We start from the raw sequence: 16,337 nt of genomic DNA, 5'->3' as shown, positions 1-16,337 counted from the left end.
TCGATCTGGTCCGGAGTCCAGGACCGCCGAAGGCGGCCGGCGAAGCCGGCGCCCGAAGGGCGTCCTTGACGCCGGACCAGATCGAGAAGACCCTCGAAGAAGGGTCGGCGGCCCACCCCAACCCCGAAGAAGTCCGGAGCAAGCCCCGGATCACCCGTCCCAAGCCCTCCAGATAGCGTCCAGCAAAGGCCGTACCTCCTCGCGCCGTTCCGCTTCGGAAACCTCGATCTCGTCTCCGGCGCTCCGAAAGGTGACCTCCCGCCCCTGGTCGTCACGGACGGTGACCAGCGTCCCGAACCCAGCGAGCGGCTTGATCACCCGAACCATGTCGGGCACCTCATCGACGGCCACGGTCACCGAAAGGTCGTCATCAGCCAAAGCGAACGGCGCGTACGCAGCCAGCCGCGGTGCCGCAGCAACTCGCTCCGCGACCACGTCCGGAGATCCGGCAACCTGGTATCTCTCATCCCCGGCGACGGTGCCGGAGATCGAGATCCGGCTGAGACCGGTGGCCTCGGGCTCCCGTGCGACCTGCTGATGGATGGCGACGACGTCGTCCACGTCGACGCCACCGATCTGGAGACCGCGAATATCGCTGCTGACCGACCCCACCGATGAGAGCGCAGCGAGATCGAGGACGAGCTGAGCAGCGGGGACATCCTGGCTCCAGGCGCTGATCTTGCCGCCGCTGACGCTCACCTTTTGACCGGGCGTCTTGCGCGCGAGCTCGTCGGCCTCGACCACGTCCTCGCCGCGACTCATCTCCAGCACCAGCGAGCCCGGCCTGACCGTATAGCTCACGACGTCGAGCCGATCCCGGACCTCGCGGAGGCTGGCAAGCGGCTCCGTTATCGACACCGCTTCGGGCAACGTGTCGATGTGCTCCCAGTAGTCGGCCGCATCGGTGACGCTCTGATCTCCTCCGTGGGTCACCAGCACACCGGCGCGCTCACATCCCGGCGTCGCGGTCCGGAGCGCAACCAAGCCGTCATAGACCGCCACCGGATCTGTACTCGCCTCCGCCTCGACGACACAGGCCTGTGACCCGGCACCGTAGGCGATCGTCGCGCTGCCCAGATCGGTGCGCTGCCGCACTTCGTCGAGCAACCGCAACCCGCTCGCGTTGCTCTCCTCGGATGGGCTCACCTGGAGATCGACGCCGTCTATCCCGAGAGTCAGCTCGTAGTCGGGACTCTCCCCGGACACGTACGGCTCGAGGATCGCGGCGATCTCAACGGCCCGCGCAGTGCTGATCCCGTCCTCCAGGACGATGGTTCCGCTGGCGTCACCCGCAAACGGCAGCACGTTGTTGCCACCGAGCTCCACCCGCTCGATGCCATCGACACCCTCGAGCCGCTCGCTCAGCTCATCGGCCAACTGGTCGCCCCGGTTGGCCGCACACGACGACGCCATCAGCGCGATCGCGAGCGCCATGACGACGGTGCGCGTGCTCACAATGCTTCCTTTCGGTCCCGAGACATGGGTCATCGCTGCTCAGCGCTCGGTCTCGAACCACGTACGCAGCCGACCGACGATCGCGTCGATGGACCCGTCCTGAAGAGCATGCCCGAAGACACCGTCGTTGAACCGTTCGCCCCGGGTGTAGACCGTGGCCAGACGGGCGGCGTCGGCGAACGGCGCAGCGGCGAGCAGCGAAGGGTCAGAGACGAGCGGGTTGCCGCGCATCCACTTCATCCAGTCGATCGACGCGCCCGGCAGCGAGCGGTAGAGCTGGCGGACCCGGTCGCTGTAGGCGGGATACGGCATCTGGATCGCACCGCTCTCGGTCTTCTGGCCACCACCCCAGGCGAAGTCACGATCCTCGGCGGTCAGCGCGTCGGCGGCCTCGAAGGCCTCGCACCACATCTTCTCCGGCATGCTCCGCAGCTCAGCCTCAACCTGGGCATCGGAGGGATCGAGAGCCTCGCGGGCGCGGTCGAAGGTGTCGTACGCCTTCTGGTCGAAGAGCACGACACGCACCTCGTCGACGGATGTCGGGGTCCGGGCGAGGGTCCACAGGGAGACGTACGCGGCCTCGTCGAGCGGATAGTGGTAGACCCCGGTCGAGATCGCCGGGAACGCGACCGTGTGCGCGCCGAGCTCGTCGGCGACGCGGAGCGACTCGCGAAAGCACGAGGTCAGCAGGGCGACATTGTCCTGGCCGTCGGTGTGCACCGGCCCGACCGTGTGGATCACCCATCGCGCTGGAAGGTTGCCGGCGGTCGTCGCGACCGCCCCGCCGACCGGCAGACCGCCACTGAGATCTCCCGAACGGAGCCGCCGGCACTCCTCGAGGATCGCCGGACCACCGCGCCGGTGGATCGCCCCGTCCACCCCTCCCCCGCCCAGCAGCGAGGAGTTGGCGGCGTTCACGACCGCGTCGACCTGCTGTTCGGTGATGTCCCCGCGTACGACCGTGATCCTCACGCGGTCAATCTAGCGAGCCGGACAGTGCGGGCTCGGGCGACCCACGCCGCCGGGCCGAGCGCGGCAGCGACGCCGGCCGCGACCGAGCACAGGACACCCAGCCATCCGAGCCCGGAGGCTTCGAGGCCCGGATAGATCTGCCAGTGAACGAGGTAGATCCACAGCGACGACGCAGCGAGCACGGCGGCGAGCCGGGCCATCGGCCACGGCAGCAGGGGCGGCCACGGGACCAGCAGCACGAGGATGCCGAGGGCGACGGTTGCCTCGCGGACGGGGTCGCCGAAGAAGCCGTACGTCGCCACCACGACCGTCACCGCGACGAGCACACGCTGCCACGGCCGCTGCGCCTCGGCCGCCGCCCAGCCCAGCGCGAGGCACCACAGGACGCAGCCGATCGTGTAGCGCTCGGTCGCGCCGGCCTCGAGGCCGACCCACAGGTACCGCACCGCGAGGGTCGCACCCACCACCACGAGAGCCGCACCGAACCGATGGCGCCGCTGCCACCGGTCGAGGACGGGCACCAGGAGCAGGAGGGCGATCCCGGCGAAGGACCAGGTGATGACCTCCAGGAACCACAGTTGCCAGTCGCGGGTCCACTGGTTGCTGCCGAACGCCTGGTTGAGCCCGAGTGCGGTCGGCCAGTGGTAGCGGTCGCTGACCAGGGCCACCGCGACCACCCAGAGTGCGGCAGGGAGCGCGACCGCGACGGCGCCCCGGAACAGGCGGCGCGCGCGCAGGGTTCGGGTGGGAGCGGTGAGCCCGAAGCGAGCGAGGTTGAAGCCGGCCACCGCGAGCAGGATGTGCGCGCCGCCCAGCAGGGTCCAGACGTCCGCGTGGCTGCCGACGATGGCGACGATGGCGATCGCGCGCAGCAGCACCGGGGTCTCGACCGGTCGCAGCCACCGCCGCGGGCTCCGTGCGCTCGCGGCGAGCTCGGCGATGCTCCGGTGCTGCCAGCCGGAGGGCAGGGTGCCGAGCCGCTCGCCGAGCTGGGTGGCGATCTCGACGAAGGAGAGCGAGTCGCCGCCGAGCGAGACGAAGCTGTCGGCCACTGTCGCATCGGGACGCCTCAGCACCGTGGCATAGACCGTACGCAGCGCCTCAGCGTCCGCACCCTCCGCCAGCCCAGCGTCCGGTGGCCCGGCCGCGTCCGCCACGTTCGCCCAGGCGTTGAGCGTGGCGTAGTCGACCTTGCCGTTCGGCGTACGCGGCACCTCATCGATCCGGTGGACCTGGACCGCCGCGCGCGGCAGGGCCACGATGCTGCCGACGCGCTCCCGCAGTCGGGCCGCGGACCCCGGATCGTCGGTGAACAGGTGCAGGCGGCCACCCGGAGCGACGGCACGCGCCGACCCGAGCTCGGACTCGATCCGGTCGAGGTCGATACGCAGCCCGAGGATCTTGCCGAACCGGCTGCTCCGGCCGGTGATCTCCCATAGCCCGTCGTCGGCCTGACGGGCGAGGTCACCGGTGCGCAGCTCGGTGAGCTCAGGTCCGCGGACGAGATCGCCGACGCTCTCGGCGTAGCCCATCATCACGTTCGGCCCGGTGTAGACCAGCTCACCGACGCCCTCGTCCAGGCCGTCGACGGGATCGAGGCGGAAGTGCCCGCCGGGGATCGGAATGCCGATCGCCTCGGGCCGGCTCGCGGCGAGCGCCGGTGGGAGGTAGGCCATCCGGGCGGTGGCCTCGGTCTGGCCGTACATCACGACCAGGTCCCATCCGCGCGACTCCCCCAGCGCGGCGTAGCGACGGACCGTCTCGGCCGGCATCTTGCCGCCGGCCTGGGTGATGTAGCGCAGCGACGGCAGCGAGCGGTCGGCGAATCCCGAGGTGTCGAGCAGGTCGAAGGTGTAGGGAACGCCCGCGAACGAGGTCGCGCCGTGTCGCGCCGCGACGTCCCAGAAGCACTCGTCGGCGACCGAGAGGTCGGTGAGGATCACCGCGGCTCCCACGCTCAGGTGGGAATTGAGCACCGAGAGGCCGTAGCAGTAGTGCAGCGGCAGCGAGCTCATCGCCCGGTCGGCGGAGGTGAGCCCGAGGTAGGCAGCGATGCTGGCCGCGTTGGCGGTCAGGTTGTCCCGGGAGAGCCGGACCAGCTTCGGCGACCCGGTCGAGCCCGAGGTCGACAGCAGGAGGGCGAGGTCGGGATGGAGGTCCACCCGGCCCTTGAACGCGCCCTGGTAGCGCGTCCGGAGCTCGACGATGTCACCTCCGGGCGGAGTCAGCAGCACCGGACGGCGAGCGGCGAGCGCGGCCAGGTAGCCGATCACCGAGTCCAGGTCGTTGCCCGCCTCGAGCAGCACGACCCCGTGGCCGGGACCGTACGCGGCCGCCCGGTCCATCACCGCCTGCTCCAGCTCCGCGTAGGTCAGCGTCGTCTCGTCGGTGATGACCGCCGGGTCCCCGGGCCGCCCCTTCAGGAGCAGGTGCGCACCGGTCGCGATCGTCGAGCTCATCGCGCGTCCCCGGCATAGCCGACCAGCGGCCCGACGACCTCGAGCGCGACCGTGGCCCCGATGTCGGGGATCCCGGTGCCCGGGACCCGGGCGGTGACGCGTACGTCATCGCTCAGCCGCACCCGGATGGTGGCGTCGTGGCCGAAGAAGGAGACCTCCTCGACGACGCCCTTGGTGCCGGAGGTGGCGTCGGTCGAGACCTGCACCTGCTCGGCGCGGACGACCAGCGTCACCGCCCCGGCGGGCTGCGGCGTGATGAGCGCGACCTCACCGAGCGGCGAGTCGACCCGGCCGTCGCCGCCGACCTCACCGGGAAGCAGCGTCGCCGAGCCGAGGAAGGCCGCGACCCCGGGATGCTCGGGGGTCAGGTAGACGTCGACCGCAGAGCCGACCTGCAGGAAGCGCCCGGCAGCCATCACGGCCACCTGGTCGGCCAGCGAGAGCGCCTCGCCCTGGTCGTGGGTGACCAGCAGCGCTGCCGCGCCGGCCGTACGCAGCGCCCGCACGACCGCGCGCCCGGACTCCTCGCGCAGCCCCGCGTCGAGCGAGGAGAAGGGCTCGTCGAGGAGCACCAGGCGGGGCCGGGGCGCGAGCGCGCGGGCCACGGCGACCCGCTGCTGCTGGCCGCCGGAGAGCTCGTGGGGATGCCGATCGGCCAGGTCGGCCGGCAGCTCGAGCAGCCGGAGCAGCTCGGCGACGCGGGCCTGCCGCTCGGCTCGGGCCACGTTCCGGCGCAGCCCGAAGGCGATGTTGCCGCCGACGTCGAGGTGCGGGAAGAGCGCGCCCTCCTGCGGGACGTACCCGATCCCGCGGCGGCGCGGCGCCAGTCCGGCGACCGAGCGGCCGCCGATCCTGATCTCGCCCGCGGTCGGCGTCATGAACCCCGCCACGCATCGCAGCAGCGTGGTCTTGCCGCAGCCCGAGGCACCGAGGACGGCGGTCACGCCGCCCTCGACGGTCAGGTCGAGCCCGTCGAGCACCTGCCGCCGGCCGTGTCCGGCCCGCAGCCCGCTGATCTCCAACGCCGCGGTCATCGGGCCACTCCTCTCGAGGAGCGACCCAGCAGGATCGTCGCCGGCATCGCGAGGAGCACCAGCGCCAGCGCGTAGGGCGCCGCGGCGCCGTACGCGACCGAGGACGCCTCGCTCCAGAACTCGGTGGCCAGCGTCGTGGTCCCGATCGGGGCCAGCAGCAGCGTCGCGGTCAGCTCCGTGGAGACCGCGAGCGCGACCATCGCGGTCGCCGTCGCCAGCCCGGGCAGCAGCAGCGGCAGGGTCACGCGGCGCATCGCCCCGGCCCGGCTCAGCCCCAGGCTGAGCGCGACCTCCTCCAGCCGCGGCGGCACCAGCTCCAGCACCCCGCGCACCGCGACGAGCGCGCGCGGCAGGAACAGGATGACGTACGCCGCCACGAGCAGCGGCACCGTCTGGTAGAGCCCGGGCAGCCAGCCGATGGCGACGGTGACCAGGGCGAGCGCGACGACCACACCGGGCAGCGCGCTGGTGACGTACGCGACCCGCTCGACGCCCAGCGACCAGCTGGTGCGGCGGCGTACGGCCTGCCAGACCACCGGGACCGCCGCGGCGGTCGCGACGAGCCCGGCGACGGCGGCCAGCGCGACGCTGGTGCCGGCAGCAGGTAGCAGACGGCTCAGGTCGAGCTCGGCCGAGGCACCCCGGACCAGCCAGCGCACCAGGCTGGCCGCCGGCAGTCCGACGGCCAGAGCGACGAAGAACCCGAGGGCGACGACCACCGGCACGGTCCCCCGCCCCAGCCGCAGCCGGGTCGCCGGGCGGGCGGTGCCGCTGCCGACGCGGGCGCGGCGGGCAGGACCCCGGATCAGCATCTCCAGGGCCAGCAGCCCGAGACAGGCGAGCAGCAGCACGCCGGCCAGCAGGGTCGCGGCCGGGCCGTTGAACGCCGTGCCGTACTGCTGCAGGATCGCGGTCGTCAGGGTCGGATAGTTGAGCAGCTGGAGCGCGCCGTACTCGGCCAGCAGGTGCAGCCCGACCAGCAGCGCGCCACCGAGCACCGCCGGAGCGACGGTCGGCAGGACCACGCGGAGGAACACCTCCCGCGGCCGCCGCCCGAGCACCGCCGCGACCTCCTCCAGCGACGGGTCGAGGCGCCGGAGCGCCGCCACCGTGGGCAGGTAGACCAGCGGATAGTAGGAGAGCGAGACGACCAGCACCGCCCCGAGATAGGACTGGACCGCGTGGGTCGTGGCCACCCAGGCGTAGCCGTTGACGAAGGCCGGAATGGCCAGCGGCGCGCACAGCGCTCCATGCCACCAACCGGACAGGGGCAGGGAGGTCCGTTCGACCACCCAGGCGCCGCAGACCCCGAACACCACCGAGAGCGCGACCCCGCCGACCAGCAGCCTGCCGGTGTTCCACAGCAGCTCGCCGATGCGCGGGCGGACCAGGAAGTCGTACGCCTCCGCCGGACCCAGCGAGGCGGTCGACCACAGGACGTACCCCACAGGAAGCAGGCAGGCCGCAGCGATCGCGCCGGCCACCGCCGGCATCAGCCACCTCCCGGAGGAGCCGGCCGGAAACGTGCCGAGATGCACGCTGCTCAGAGGAACCCGGCTTCCGTCATCATGTCGACCACGGCGTCGCTGTCGAGGTCGGAGATCGCGACGTCGGGCGGGGCGAGCTCCGAGAACTTCTTGACCGACGGGTCGAGCTGCACCTCGGGGTTCAGCGGGTACTCCAGCGCGTAGCTGTCGGCCAGCCCCTGCTGCCCGGTCTTGCCGGTGAGGTAGCCGACGAACTTCTCGGCATCCGTCTTGTGCTTCGCCGAGGCCAGCACGCCCGCACCGGAGACGCTCACGAAGGCGCCCGGGTCCTGGTTGCCGAAGAAGTGGAGCTTCGAGCTGTCGCTGACCTCACCGGACTCGGCCTGGTCGCGATACCAGTAGTAGTGGTAGATGACGCCGACCGGCACCTCACCCGCGTTGACCGACTCGAGCACGACGTTGTTGCCGTCGTAGACGGTGCCGTTGGCCTTGATCCCCTCCAGCCACTTCTTGGTGGCCGCCTCGCCCTCGGTGGCCAGGACACCGGCGACGATCGCCTGGAAGTCGGCGCCGGTCGGCGAGAAGGAGATCTTGCCCTTCCACTCCGGCTTCGCCAGGTCGAGCAGCGAGGCCGGCAGCTCGGCCTCGGTGATCTGGTCGGTGTTGTAGACCAGCACGGTCGAGCGGGCCACGAACCCGGTCCAGGCGTTGCTCTCCGGCCGGTACTGCTCCGGAATCGGCGCGGTCACATCGTCCGGGAGCGCGGCCAGCAGGCCCTCCCGCTCGACGGCGGCCATCGCCGGGGAGTTCTCGGTGAGGAAGACGTCGGCGGGTGACTTCTTGCCCTCCGCGACCAGCTGCGCGGCGAGCTCGAGGTCCTTGCCGTTGCGCAGCTCGACGTCGATCCCCGTCTCCTTCTCGAACGCCGGCACCAGCTCCTCCATGAGCTGCTCGTGCTGGGCGTTGTAGACGACCAGCGCGTCGCCGGAGGAACAGGAGGTGAGCGTCGCCCCGAGGAGGGCAACCGAGACCGAGACCACAACAGCTGAGATAGGCTTCACGGCCGTCCTTTCAATTGGTAAGCCTCACCTTAGAAAGGTTTACCTAAGAACGCGAGCACAGGAGTGTGACGGTTTGGGTTCGCGTTCGACCTCGATCCGAGCGAGCATCGGTTCTGCTGATGCATTGCGCCAAAAGGATTCGTTTGCCAGAGGAACAGGCGAGTCACGACGATGGTGGAGCGCCTCACACCCTTTGGAGAATGACCATGTCTGACCAGCCAGTCGTCGAGAAGCACACCATCGGCTACGTCCCACCCGAGGACCGCCATGGCAAGGTGCGCGACCTCTTCACCCTGTGGTTCGGGACGAACATCGCTCCCCTGCCCGTCGTCACCGGTGCCGCCGGCGTCACCGTCTTCGGCCTCGACCTGTTCTGGTGCGTCGTCGCCATCGTGGTCGGCCACCTCGTGGGCGGCGTCTTCATGGCGCTGCACTCGGCCCAGGGCCCGCAGATGGGCATCCCGCAGATGATCCAGAGCCGCGGCCAGTTCGGCTCGTACGGAGCACTGATCGTCGTGGTGATCGCGGCCGTGATGTACCTGGCCTTCTTCGCCTCCAACATCGTCCTCGCCGGCCAGTCGCTGCACGGCATCGCCGACCCGATCCCGGTCGAGGCGGGCATCGTCCTCGGGGCGCTCGGCTCCGGCCTGATCGCGGTGATCGGCTACAAGGTGATCCACTCGCTCAACAAGGTCGCCACCTGGGTCCTCGGCATCGGCATCGTGCTCGGCACCGTCGCGATCTTCGTCTCCGGCCTGCCCGCGGGCTTCTGGACCCAGGGCGGCTACAGCACCGCCGGCTTCCTCGCGACGGTCTCGCTGGGCGCCCTGTGGCAGATCGCGTTCGCGCCGTACGTCTCGGACTACTCGCGCTACCTGCCGGCCGGCGTCGGGGTGAAGGCGACCTTCACCGCCACCTACCTCGGCTGCACCCTCGGCTCGATCCTGCCGTTCGTCTTCGGCGCGATCGTGGCGCTGGCGATGAAGCCGGGCGTCGAGGTCATGACCGGGGTGCGCGACACCACCGGCGCGTTCGGTACGCCGCTGCTCGTCCTGTTCCTGCTCTCGGTGATCAGCCACAACGCGCTCAACCTCTACGGCACCGTGCTCTCGGTCATCACCTGCGTGCAGACGTTCGTCGCGTCCTGGATCCCGACCGCGCGCAGCCGCGTGGTCCTGTCGCTGGTGGTGATGGCTGCCTCGACGTACTTCGCCATCGGCGTCTCCGGCAACTTCATCTCGTACTTCGTCGACATCGTGCTCGCGCTGCTCGTCGTGCTGGTCCCCTGGACCGCGATCAACCTGATCGACTTCTACCTGATCCACCGCGGCAACTACGACCTCGACTCGATCTTCGCGGCCGACGGCGGCATCTACGGCCGCTTCAACGGCCAGGCGATCCTCGCCTACGTGATCGGCATCCTCGTCCAGATCCCGTTCATGGCGACGCCGCTCTACACCGGGCCGGTCGCGGACAAGCTCGGCGGCGCCGACCTGAGCTGGATCATCGGCCTGGTCGCCACCGCGCCGATCTACTACCTGCTCGCACGCGGCCGCAAGCTCGCACCGAGCGAGATGGCTCTCGCCTGAGGAACGTTCAGCCGCCAGCTCACCGGCGGGGAGGTCGCGTCAGCGGCCTTCCCGCCGTCGTGCTGCCCGGCCCGACGAGCGGACGAACGCCTGGGCGCGGGCGGTGAGGCGTACGCCCTTCATCGAGGCCAGCACGACCTCGAGCGGCTCGACCTCGTCGGTGATCTCGAGGGTCACGATCTGGGCACCGTCGTACGTCGTGTCGCTGGCCGGGCGCTGGTTGAGGACCGACCATCCCTGGCCGTTGGCGACCATCGCGCGGACAGTCTCGAAGCCGGCGCTGCGGTGACGGATCTGCGGGCGGAAGCCGGCCGACTCGACGAGCCGCTCGAAGTACTGGCCGCTGTGCGGCAGGTCCAGGAGCACCATCGGCTCCTCCTCGAGCTCGGCGAGCGCGACCTTCTTGCGGCGCGCCAGCCGGTGGCCCTTGCCGATCAGGACGTACGGCGCGGCGAGGCCGACCCGGACGTGGTCGATGTCGTCGTCGAGGTCGTAGCCGTACATGAGCGCCAGCTCGCAGCTGCCCGAGCGCAGCGCGTGCTTGAGCGCGGCGTGCTCGTCCTCGACGACGGAGACGTGGATGCCGGGGTGGTCCTGCTCGCAGGCGGCCAGCAGCCGTGGCAGCTCGAAGGGGCCCAGGGTGGTGAAGCAGCCGATGGCGAGGTCGCCGACGAGCGCCTGGCCGGCGGAGCGCGCGACCTCGACCAGCTCGCTGGTGTGGACGAGGTAGCTGCGCAGCTCGCGGAAGAACTCCTCGCCGGCGGCGGTCAGGGTCAGGCCGCGCGCGTGGTGGCGCAGCAGCAGCTGGACGCCCAGCTCCTTCTCGAGCTGGGCGACGGCCGTCGAGACGGCCGACTGCGAGACCACGAGCTGCCGGGACGCGGCGGTCATGCTGCCCAGCTCCGCAGCCGCGGCGAAGTAGCGCAGCTGGGTCAAGGTGAAGGACGGCTCGGCCATGCGAGCCATCCTGCCCGAAGTCACTCTCGTTTGGCCCCGTTGACGCTGTCGACGCCGGTCGCGTCGAGGTTCGCGAGCGTCTCGGGACGCAGCAGCGCGTCGAGCACCGCCGGGTCGAGACCACCGGCGGCAAGAGCCAGATCCCGCACGTCACCCGCACCGCTCAGCGCGGCCTTGGCGATCTCGGCAGACCGCGCGTAGCCGAGCAGCGGGGTCAGGGCGGTGGCGAGGCCGGCGTTGCCGGCGGCCGCCGCGGCGAGCTTGGCGGCGTCGACGGTGATCCCGTCGACGCACAGCTCCCTCAGCGAGTCGAAGGCAGCGGCGGTCCAGGTGAATCCCTGGAGCAGGCCGTGCGCCATCACCGGCTCGAACGCGTTGAGCTGGAGCTGGCCGCCCTCGGCGGCCATGGTGACGGTGAGGTCGTTGCCGATCACCCAGAAGGCGACCTGGTTGACCATCTCCGGGATGACCGGGTTGACCTTGCCGGGCATGATGCTCGACCCGGCCTGGCGGGCGGGGAGCTGGAGCTCGCCGAGCCCGGCCTGCGGGCCCGAGCTGAGCAGCCGGAGGTCGTTGCAGATCTTGGAGGCCTTGACGACGATCCGCTTCAGCACGCTGGAGACCTGCACGAACGCGCCCGTGTCGCTGGTCGCCTCGACGAGGTCCCCCGCACCGACCACCGGCAGACCGGTGATCTCGGCGAGGTGCTGGACGGCGAGCCGCCGGTAGTCCGGATGGGCGGTGATCCCGGTGCCGATCGCGGTGGCGCCGAGGTTGATCTCGCACAGCAGCACCCGCGAGTCGGCCAGCCGGGCCAGCTCCTCGCGCAGGGTGATGGCGAAGGCACCGAGCTCCTGGCCGACCGTCATCGGGACGGCGTCCTGGAGCTGCGTACGGCCGATCTTGGGGACGGCGCGGAACTCGGCCGCCTTGCGGGCGAACGAGTCGGCGAGGGCCTCGGTCGCCTCGGCCAGGCGGTCCATCGCCCCGACCAGGGCGAGCCGGACGGCGGTCGGGTAGACGTCGTTGGTCGACTGGCAGCGGTTCACGTGGTCCAGCGGGTGGATCTCGTCGTAGCTGCCGAACGGCAGGCCGAGGATCTCGAGCGCGCGGTTGGCGACGACCTCGTTGGCGTTCATGTTGGTCGAGGTGCCGGCGCCGCCCTGGATCACGTCGACGACGAACTGGTCGTCGAGGGCCCCGTCGCGGACGTCCTGCGCGGCGGCGGCGATGGCGCCGTGACGACGGTCGTCGAGCAGCCCGAGCTCGTGGTTGGCGCGGGCGGCAGCGAGCTTGACCGCGCCGAGGGCGGCGACGAGCGAGCGGTGGCTCCCGACAGTCGTGCCGCTGATCGGGAAGTTCCGCAGCGCCCTGGCGGTGTGCACGCCCCAGTAGGCGGTCGCGGGAACCTCGAACGCGCCGAGCGAGTCGTGCTCGGTCCGGGTGGCCGGTGCGTCGACAGTGGTCATCGTGCGGTCGCCTCCTCGGCGACGTCGAGCGCGGTCCAAGCCAGCGCGGTGGCGGCGTCGAGAAGCGCCTTCTCGGCGTCCCCGCCGACACAGTGCGCGGCGAACTCGGGCTGGTGGTTGAGGGCGGTCCCGGAGTTGATGCCGACGTAGGGGTGGATCGCGTTCACGACCTGGGAGACGTTGCCCATGTCGGTGGACGCGCGGTTCATCCGGCGAGCCGGGGTTCCCGGGTCGAAGACCCGGCCGATCTCCTCGGCATTGCGCCGGTACGCCGCCAGCGCGGGGGCGAAGGTGCGGAACTCGGCGTACGGCTTGCTCTCCGGCTCGACGGCGAGCGTCGCGCCGGTGGCGAGTGCGCCGGCCTCGAAGCAGCGCCAGACCTTCTCCTCGGTCTCGGCGAGCTGGGCGAGGCTCTCGGCGCGGACGTACCAGCGGCCCTCGGTCCGCGCGGGGATGGCGTTGGGTGCCTCTCCCCCGTTGGTCATCACGCCATGCACGCGCACGGTCGGCGGCAGCTGCTGGCGGAGCAGGCCGATCGCGACCTGGGCGATGGTGAAGGCGTCGGCGGCGTTGACGCCCTGCTCGGGATAGGCCGCCGCGTGGGCCGCCTTGCCGCGGTACTCGACGTGCGAGTGCGACACCGCGAACGGCTCGGCCTCGGCGACGTCGACCGGCGCCGGGTGGGCCATCATCGCCAGGTCCAGACCGGCGAAGGCGCCGCGCTCGAGCAGCTCGATCTTGCCGCCGCCGCCCTCTTCGGCGGGCGTCCCGTAGACCTCGATGGTGAGCCCTGCGGCGTCGGCCAAGGGCGCGAGCGCGCGGGCGGCGCCGACGGTGATCGCGGAGATCAGGTTGTGACCGCACGCGTGGCCCAGGCCCGGGAGGGCGTCGTACTCGGCGCACAGGCCGAGGCGGAACGGGCCGTTGCCGAAGGTCGCCAGGAACGCGGTCTCCAGACCGAGGTAACCCGGAGTGACGGTGAATCCGGCCTCCTCGAGGGACTCCGCGACCCAGCGGGAGGAGTTGTGCTCCTCCCAGCCGGTCTCGGGGTTCGCGTGCAGCTGCTCGGAGAGCCGGATGAGGCGCTCGGCGTCGCTGCTGACGGTGGTCGCGGCGTACTGCTTCGAGGTGGTCATCGACTCACTCGTCACCGGGCACGCCGTAGGACGGGGCGACGGTGGGGTCGAGGCCGCGGGTCACGTAGTCGTCGCGCTGCGGCATCCAGACCTTCAGCAGGTCGCGGAGGTCCTCGACCGGGTGGTCGCTCCAGTCGACGCGGAGGTCGGTGACCCGCCAGGCGACGTCGCGTACGACGGAGAGGCCCGCCGAGTGCAGCGGTCCGGCCTCGCCGCCGGCGGCCAGCCCGGCCTCGAGTGCGGCCAGCAGCCGCTCCTCGAGATCGCCGGTCGCCGCTTCGAAGCCCGCGACGACGGCGTCGACGACCTCGGTGTCGGCCAGCAGGTTGCCGGCGGCGACGACCTGCGGCGCGACGGCGTGGTGGTGGATGCCGAGCGACCCGGAGCCGCTGTACGCCGCACCGGCACCGTCGAGTCCGAGCACCGTCAGCTGGCGGTGCTCGATGTGCTCGCGGCCCTGGGTGACCGAGGCGAGCGCGGCCCGGGCGTCGAGCCCCGAGGCGAGCGCGTCGAGCAGCTCGGTGCCCAGGCGCGGGTCGGTGATGTTCTGCGAGGAGGCGCCGCCGACGCCCGGACGCAGGTGGATGCAGCGCGCGGCGACGGCCGGGCTGGAGGAGGTCACGGCGATGCCGACGGCGCCGTTGCCGTCGGTGGCGAGGACGGAGAAGGTCACTGCTGCTCCCCCGGGATCACGGCGATCGCGTCGACCTCGACCAGCCACTCCGGACGGGCCAGGGCGGAGATCACCAGGCCGGTGGAGATCGGGTGCACGCCCTTCGTCCAGCGGCCGATCGTCCGGTAGACCGTCTCGCGGTAGCGCGGGTCGACGATGTAGATCGTGAGCTTGACCAGGTGCTCCATCTCGGCACCGGCCTCCTCGAGCAGCATCTTGATGTTGGCCATCGCCTGCTCGGTCTGCGCCTCGACGTCGCCGATGCCGACCGACTCGCTGGTGTCCAGGTCCTGCCCGATCTGACCGCGTACGTAGACCGTGTTGCCCGCGACGACGGCCTGACACAGGTCGTTGTCGAGGTTCTGCTCGGGGTAGGTGACGCTGGTGTTGAACGGGCGGATCCGGGTGTGCCCGCCGACGACGATGCTGCTGGGTTTGTTGGTCTCCACGACGACCAGTCCACCTCGTCGCAGAGCATGTGTCCAACAGATGTTTCCAAGGACTATCGTCAATGAAACAGATGCAGTGGCGCGGACCGGTGATTGCATCGGCCGATCCGATGGGTAAGGCCAACAACATCTGTTGGACACGAGCAACGGGGCACCTCAGGATCTGAGTATGTCCAACGAACAGATCGAGGTCCTCGTCGTCGGCGCCGGTCAGGCCGGTGTGGCGATGAGCGAGCACCTGAGCGACAACGGCGTACCCCACCTCGTGCTGGAGCGTGACCGGATCGCCGAGCGCTGGCGCACGATGCGCTGGGACTCGCTCGTCGCCAACGGCCCGGCCTGGCACGACCGATTCCCGGGCCTGGAGTTCCAGGACGTCGACGCTGACGCGTTCGCCACCAAAGACCAGGTCGCCGCCTACTTCGAGGCGTACGCCGAGAAGATCGCCGCCCCGATCAGGACCGGCGTCGAGGTCACCTCGGTGACCCGCAACCAGGGCCGTCCGGGCTTCCGGGTCGAGACCTCCGATGGGGTCATCGACGCGCGGTTCGTCGTCGCGGCAACCGGCCCGTTCCAGCGGCCGGTCTACCCGCCAATCGTCCCCGACGGCGCGGTCGCCATGCAGATGCACTCGAGCGACTACCGCAACCCCGACCAGCTTCCCGAGGGCAACGTCCTCGTCGTCGGTGCCGGCTCCTCCGGCGTCCAGATCGCCGACGAACTGCAGCGCTCCGGCCGCCAGGTCCACCTCTCGGTCGGCCCGCACGACCGTCCCCCGCGCAGCTACCGCGGCCGCGACTTCTGCTGGTGGCTCGGCGTCCTTGGCCTGTGGGACCTGGAGACCCCAGCCGCCGGCGCGGAGCACGTCACCATCGCCGTCAGCGGCGCGCACGGCGGCCGCACCATCGACTTCCGCGACCTCGAGGCGAGCGGGATCCAGCTCGTCGGCATGACCGACACCTACGACGCCGGCACGCTCACCTTCCGCGAGGACCTGGCCGAGAACATCGCCCAGGGCGACGCCAACTACCTCGCCCTTCTCGACGCCGCCGACGAGTACGTCACCCGCAACGGCATCGACCTGCCGGAGGAGCCCTCGGCCCGCGAGCTCGGCCCGAGCCCTTCAGCTGCGACCACGCCCCTGCTCTCCCTCGACCTGGCCGAGGCTGGCATCACCACGGTGATCTGGGCGACCGGCTTCGCAACCGACTACGGCTGGCTCCAGGTCGACGCGCTCGACGAGAACGGCCGCCCTGCCCACCGCCGCGGCGTCTCTACCGAGCCCGGCGTCTACTTCGTCGGCCTCCCCTGGCTCTCCCGTCGCGGCTCGAGCTTCATCTGGGGCGTCTGGCACGACGCCAAGCACATCGCCGGCCACATCGCGACACAGCGCAACTACACGGCGTACGACCGTCAGGCGCGGGGCTGATCCACGGCGCTAGTGGTGTCTGAGTTCCAGCGTGGGTGGGGCCAATACCGGGTTTGGGTTGGGAGATTTAGAAGCAGGGTGCCTGGGCTGGGTGCCATTTGGCTGTCTTGCGGGCTTCCAGCAGCGGTCTGGCTTGGGTTTGGGATATCTGTCCCTGATTGAGTTTG

Annotated in this window: 13 protein-coding genes and 1 pseudogene; 2 read left to right on the top strand and 12 right to left on the bottom strand. The window is 70.8% G+C overall.

Annotation, left to right across the window (positions count from 1 at the left end):
* Window positions 1-150 precede the first annotated feature (150 nt).
* The 7 genes and pseudogenes from ABTW65_RS25085 to ABTW65_RS25055 form a co-directional block, all read right to left on the bottom strand.
* The gene (locus ABTW65_RS25085; protein ID WP_350665244.1) at window positions 151-1,455 is read right to left on the bottom strand and encodes a hypothetical protein; all 1,305 of its coding nucleotides are present in this window, start codon (window positions 1,453-1,455) and stop codon (window positions 151-153) included.
* Window positions 1,456-1,494: 39 nt separating this feature from the next.
* On the bottom strand, window positions 1,495-1,866 hold the full coding sequence (locus ABTW65_RS25080; RefSeq protein WP_350665252.1) for a DUF6508 domain-containing protein: 372 nt from the start codon (window positions 1,864-1,866) through the stop codon (window positions 1,495-1,497).
* Window positions 1,867-1,950: 84 nt separating this feature from the next.
* Window positions 1,951-2,427 (bottom strand): annotated as a pseudogene (locus ABTW65_RS25075) (O-acetyl-ADP-ribose deacetylase); the annotation flags it as partial.
* Entirely contained in the window at window positions 2,424-4,886 is a 2,463-nt protein-coding gene (locus ABTW65_RS25070; protein WP_350665242.1) for an AMP-binding protein, read from the bottom strand. The gene ABTW65_RS25070 and the pseudogene ABTW65_RS25075, both read right to left, overlap by 4 nt.
* Window positions 4,883-5,920 (bottom strand): ABC transporter ATP-binding protein, encoded by a 1,038-nt coding sequence (locus ABTW65_RS25065; protein ID WP_350665240.1) that lies wholly within the window; start codon window positions 5,918-5,920, stop codon window positions 4,883-4,885. Before ABTW65_RS25065 ends, ABTW65_RS25070 begins: the two co-directional genes overlap by 4 nt.
* Window positions 5,917-7,458, bottom strand: a complete 1,542-nt coding sequence (locus ABTW65_RS25060) for an ABC transporter permease (protein ID WP_350665238.1) — start codon at window positions 7,456-7,458, stop codon at window positions 5,917-5,919. Before ABTW65_RS25060 ends, ABTW65_RS25065 begins: the two co-directional genes overlap by 4 nt.
* 5 nt (window positions 7,459-7,463) lie before the next feature.
* The gene (locus ABTW65_RS25055; RefSeq protein ID WP_350665235.1) at window positions 7,464-8,468 is read right to left on the bottom strand and encodes an iron ABC transporter substrate-binding protein; all 1,005 of its coding nucleotides are present in this window, start codon (window positions 8,466-8,468) and stop codon (window positions 7,464-7,466) included.
* Window positions 8,469-8,674: 206 nt separating this feature from the next.
* Between ABTW65_RS25055 and ABTW65_RS25050 the strand changes: the two genes are divergently transcribed.
* On the top strand, window positions 8,675-10,057 hold the full coding sequence (locus ABTW65_RS25050) for a purine-cytosine permease family protein (protein WP_350665234.1): 1,383 nt from the start codon (window positions 8,675-8,677) through the stop codon (window positions 10,055-10,057).
* A 39-nt stretch (window positions 10,058-10,096) separates the two neighbouring features.
* Here the strand turns inward: ABTW65_RS25050 and ABTW65_RS25045 are convergent, their stop codons facing one another.
* Genes ABTW65_RS25045 through ABTW65_RS25025 form a run of 5 tightly spaced genes read right to left on the bottom strand, consistent with a single transcriptional unit; the run spans window position 10,097 to window position 14,741 of the window.
* The gene (locus ABTW65_RS25045) at window positions 10,097-11,014 is read right to left on the bottom strand and encodes a LysR family transcriptional regulator (RefSeq protein ID WP_350665232.1); all 918 of its coding nucleotides are present in this window, start codon (window positions 11,012-11,014) and stop codon (window positions 10,097-10,099) included.
* 20 nt (window positions 11,015-11,034) lie between these two features.
* Complete coding sequence (locus ABTW65_RS25040) at window positions 11,035-12,483, bottom strand: aspartate ammonia-lyase (RefSeq protein ID WP_350665230.1); 1,449 nt, start codon at window positions 12,481-12,483, stop codon at window positions 11,035-11,037.
* Window positions 12,480-13,619 carry a M20 family metallopeptidase gene (locus ABTW65_RS25035; RefSeq protein ID WP_350665228.1) on the bottom strand — a complete coding sequence of 380 codons (1,140 nt, stop codon included), beginning with the start codon at window positions 13,617-13,619 and terminating at the stop codon, window positions 12,480-12,482. Before ABTW65_RS25035 ends, ABTW65_RS25040 begins: the two co-directional genes overlap by 4 nt.
* A 4-nt stretch (window positions 13,620-13,623) precedes the next feature.
* The gene (locus tag ABTW65_RS25030; protein WP_350665227.1) at window positions 13,624-14,292 is read right to left on the bottom strand and encodes a DUF1028 domain-containing protein; all 669 of its coding nucleotides are present in this window, start codon (window positions 14,290-14,292) and stop codon (window positions 13,624-13,626) included.
* The gene (locus ABTW65_RS25025) at window positions 14,289-14,741 is read right to left on the bottom strand and encodes a RidA family protein (RefSeq protein WP_350665225.1); all 453 of its coding nucleotides are present in this window, start codon (window positions 14,739-14,741) and stop codon (window positions 14,289-14,291) included. Before ABTW65_RS25025 ends, ABTW65_RS25030 begins: the two co-directional genes overlap by 4 nt.
* A 169-nt stretch (window positions 14,742-14,910) precedes the next feature.
* On the opposite strand from ABTW65_RS25025, the gene ABTW65_RS25020 reads away from it, so the two are divergent.
* Window positions 14,911-16,170, top strand: coding sequence for a flavin-containing monooxygenase (locus tag ABTW65_RS25020; RefSeq protein WP_350665222.1), 1,260 nt, complete (start codon window positions 14,911-14,913; stop codon window positions 16,168-16,170).
* Window positions 16,171-16,337: the final 167 nt, after the last annotated feature.

It is taken from the genome of Nocardioides sp. NPDC127503, assembly GCF_040302165.1.
Lineage (GTDB): Bacteria > Actinomycetota > Actinomycetes > Propionibacteriales > Nocardioidaceae > Nocardioides.
This window is presented reverse-complemented; position numbering and strand designations above follow the sequence as displayed.

Coding starts and splice junctions, on each gene's coding strand:
- ABTW65_RS25065 (WP_350665240.1), bottom strand. CDS start 5,920: ATGACCGCGGCGTTGGAGATCAGCGGGCTGCGGGCCGGACACGGCCGG.
- ABTW65_RS25040 (WP_350665230.1), bottom strand. CDS start 12,483: ATGACCACTGTCGACGCACCGGCCACCCGGACCGAGCACGACTCGCTC.
- ABTW65_RS25070 (WP_350665242.1), bottom strand. CDS start 4,886: ATGAGCTCGACGATCGCGACCGGTGCGCACCTGCTCCTGAAGGGGCGG.
- ABTW65_RS25035 (WP_350665228.1), bottom strand. CDS start 13,619: ATGACCACCTCGAAGCAGTACGCCGCGACCACCGTCAGCAGCGACGCC.
- ABTW65_RS25080 (WP_350665252.1), bottom strand. CDS start 1,866: ATGTGGTGCGAGGCCTTCGAGGCCGCCGACGCGCTGACCGCCGAGGAT.
- ABTW65_RS25050 (WP_350665234.1), top strand. CDS start 8,675: ATGTCTGACCAGCCAGTCGTCGAGAAGCACACCATCGGCTACGTCCCA.
- ABTW65_RS25045 (WP_350665232.1), bottom strand. CDS start 11,014: ATGGCCGAGCCGTCCTTCACCTTGACCCAGCTGCGCTACTTCGCCGCG.
- ABTW65_RS25020 (WP_350665222.1), top strand. CDS start 14,911: ATGTCCAACGAACAGATCGAGGTCCTCGTCGTCGGCGCCGGTCAGGCC.